This is a genomic window from Streptomyces nanshensis (genome assembly GCF_001751255.1).
GTDB classification, from domain to species: domain Bacteria; phylum Actinomycetota; class Actinomycetes; order Streptomycetales; family Streptomycetaceae; genus Streptomyces; species Streptomyces nanshensis_A.
The window spans coordinates 1-2,549 of the sequence record NZ_LJGW01000607.1 but is presented as its reverse complement, the minus strand read 5'-3'; the positions used below and the strand labels follow the sequence as shown (position 1 = coordinate 2,549).

At 71.1% G+C, this 2,549-nt stretch carries 3 protein-coding genes; 1 reads left to right on the top strand and 2 read right to left on the bottom strand.

The genetic code is table 11. The features are described from left to right. The first annotated feature begins 238 nt into the window (after positions 1 to 238). A complete protein-coding gene (locus AN218_RS30170; RefSeq protein WP_420856035.1) occupies positions 239 to 1,639 on the top strand; it encodes a glycosyltransferase 87 family protein in 1,401 nt (466 codons plus the stop codon). On the opposite strand, the gene AN218_RS30165 is transcribed toward AN218_RS30170, so the two are convergent. Continuing rightward, entirely contained in the window at positions 1,618 to 1,851 is a 234-nt protein-coding gene (locus tag AN218_RS30165) for a hypothetical protein (RefSeq protein WP_045863337.1), read from the bottom strand. The two genes, AN218_RS30170 and AN218_RS30165, sit on opposite strands and share 22 nt — an antisense overlap. A gap of 6 nt (positions 1,852 to 1,857) precedes the next feature. Then, positions 1,858 to 2,052: a hypothetical protein gene (locus AN218_RS38600; protein ID WP_141747759.1), complete on the bottom strand. Its 195-nt coding sequence runs from the start codon at positions 2,050 to 2,052 to the stop codon at positions 1,858 to 1,860. Positions 2,053 to 2,549 lie beyond the last annotated feature (497 nt).

Below are 2,549 nucleotides of genomic sequence, written 5' to 3'. Positions count from 1 at the left end.
CATGCAAGCGCTCTACCAACTGAGCTATAGCCCCGCTACTGGTCCGCCGGGGGTCTCCCCGCGGCGGCGTCGCCAACCTTACACGGCCTCTGCCGCCTTCCGCCAAATCCGTTTCCGCGGCCCCTCGCTGCTCCGGCGCCGCCCGTCTCGTGGCCGCCCGGTACTGTCGACGGCCCGCCCCGTACCGCCGCGCACCCGCGCCGGCCGCCGACGATCACGACCCGGAGCCCGTACCGCCGTGAGTGCACTTCAGCAGTCCGCACAGCGCCGTTCCCGAGCCCAAGAGGCGCTGGCGGCCCGTCTGTCGGGGCGTCCGGTGCTGATCGCGTCGGGCGTCTGCCTGCTCTCCTTCGCCGCGTTCTGGGCGGCGCAGCGGGTGACGGACGTCTCGATGATCGACCTCATGGTCTACCGCGCGGAGGGCTGGACCGTACGCAGCGGCGGCGACCTCTACGCGATGCGCGCGACCTACGCCGACCTTCCCACCACGTATCCGCCTTTCGCGGCACTGCTGTTCATGCCGTTGACGCTGCTGGACGTCGCCGACATGCGCACGTGGGCGACCGCGGGGAACCTCGTCCTGCTGGTGGCGGTGGTCCACCTCTCCCTGCGGTTGATCGGGCGCGCGCCGCGCTCCTCCCGACTGCCGCTGCCTGCCGTCTCGTTGCTGCTCTCGGGCCTGCTCGTGTGGTGCGAACCCCTGTGGACGACGCTGCGGTACGGGCAGATCAACCTGCTGGTGACGGCGCTCGTGCTGTGGGACCTCTCGCGCCGCCCCGGTCATCGCTTCGCGGGCGCCGGCACCGGCGTGGCCGCCGGGATCAAGCTCACGCCCGCCCTGTTCGCCGTCTTCCTCGCGGTGCTCGGCACGGTACGGGCCGTGCGGCGGCTGCGCGCGGGCGGCGGCACCGGGACCGTACGGAACCACGAACTGCGCCAAGCGGCCGTCGCCACGGGCGCGTTCGCCGGCACGGTGCTGCTGGGCGCGCTGGTGCTGCCGCGCGACTCGCACCGCTTCTGGTTCGGAGCACTCTTCCAGTCCGAGCGCGTCGGGCACGCGGAGATCACCGACAACCAGTCGCTGCGCGGCGTCCTGGCGCGGCTGCTGCACACCGGCGATCCGGGGTGGCCGTGGCTGGTGCTGGCGCTCACGGTGGCGGCCGGGGGTCTGGCCATCGCCGTCGCAGCGGCTCTCGCAGGGCGCCGGCGGCTGGAGTTCGCACCGGCGTGGGCCGCTCTCGCGTGCGCCGTCACCGCGCTGCTGGTGAGTCCCGTCTCGTGGTCGCACCACTGGGTGTGGTGCGTACCGCTGCTGTTGCTGCTCGGCGCGGAGACGCTGGAGCGCGAACGGGCCCTGCCCTGGGGGTTGTCGGCGGCAGCGGCGCTGGCGCTGTTCGGCTCGTACGCGCTGTGGCTCGTCCCGCACGGCGCGACGGGCCCGGTGAAGCCCGAACTGCACCAGACGGGCGGCCAGATGGTGCTCTCGGCGCTCTATCCGGCCGGCGGTCTGGCCTTCCTGGCGCTGGCGGCCGTGGTGTCCGTACGGGCGCTGCGCAGGCCCGCTCCGTACGAGCCGGACGCGCTGCTCGCCGCGCCGGCCGGCTCAACTCGCCCCGGTCAGGCGGTCGCGAAGGAGTAGAAGCGCTTCAGCGTGCAGTGCTCGTCGAGCAGGCGGCCGTAGATGGGTTCGCCGTCCAGCTCGCGGTAGGTCTCGATGGGGTCGCCCTTTATGATCAGCGCCCGCGCGCAGTCCTCACACCAGTACTGGAACTCCGGGTTGACCGGCTCCATGTCGCGGACGATGGGCGTACCGCTGCCGCACCAGTCGCATTTCCGGCTGTGCGCACCCATCAGTCATCAGCCCCAGCTGTGGCCGCAGGTCGTGCACACGTAGGAAACTCCTCCATTGTCGCCGAGCATCTGGGCAACGTTCGATGAACCGCACGCCGGGCACAGCAACGTCCGTGACGACATCGCTGCCGGACCGGTGACTGGACGCGTGCACGGCCGAACCGATCGTCGGCCGCCCTCGACGAGGACAACTGCCGACATCGCACACGTCCCTCCCCTCGGCCCTCCCCCCTTCCGGCCGTCACGATTCTGCCACGTTCTCCCATTGCTCAGGAGTCCCGGTCGGTGACAGGGGGCGGGGGCCGCGATCGCGCGGCAGGCTTCGCAGAATCGACGGAAGCGGCCCCCGTCCGGTTCCTGCCACGGCACCGCCTCCCGAAACCCCGGTGTCCGTACCGATACCTGCGGAAGACCGGACGGGACGGCCTAGCGGAGCCGCACAGGGCGATGTCCCCCGTTCAACGGAACCGGGAATCACGCCTGTTGACGCGGCCCCGCGGGGACGGCAGAGGCCGACGCACCCGCACAAAACGAAACCGAAACGCAACCCTTGTACCAACTCCCGGGCGGCCGCGAGGGGATGAAGCCACGCCTCCACCGCGCGTACGAAAACGAGGACGACCCGCTCCGCGCTCTCCGCGGAATCAGATCGCCCTCGTAAGTGTGGAGCTAAGGAGAATCGAACTCCTGACCTCTTG

Coding starts and splice junctions, on each gene's coding strand:
- AN218_RS38600 (WP_141747759.1), bottom strand. CDS start 2,052: ATGTCGGCAGTTGTCCTCGTCGAGGGCGGCCGACGATCGGTTCGGCCG.
- AN218_RS30165 (WP_045863337.1), bottom strand. CDS start 1,851: ATGGGTGCGCACAGCCGGAAATGCGACTGGTGCGGCAGCGGTACGCCC.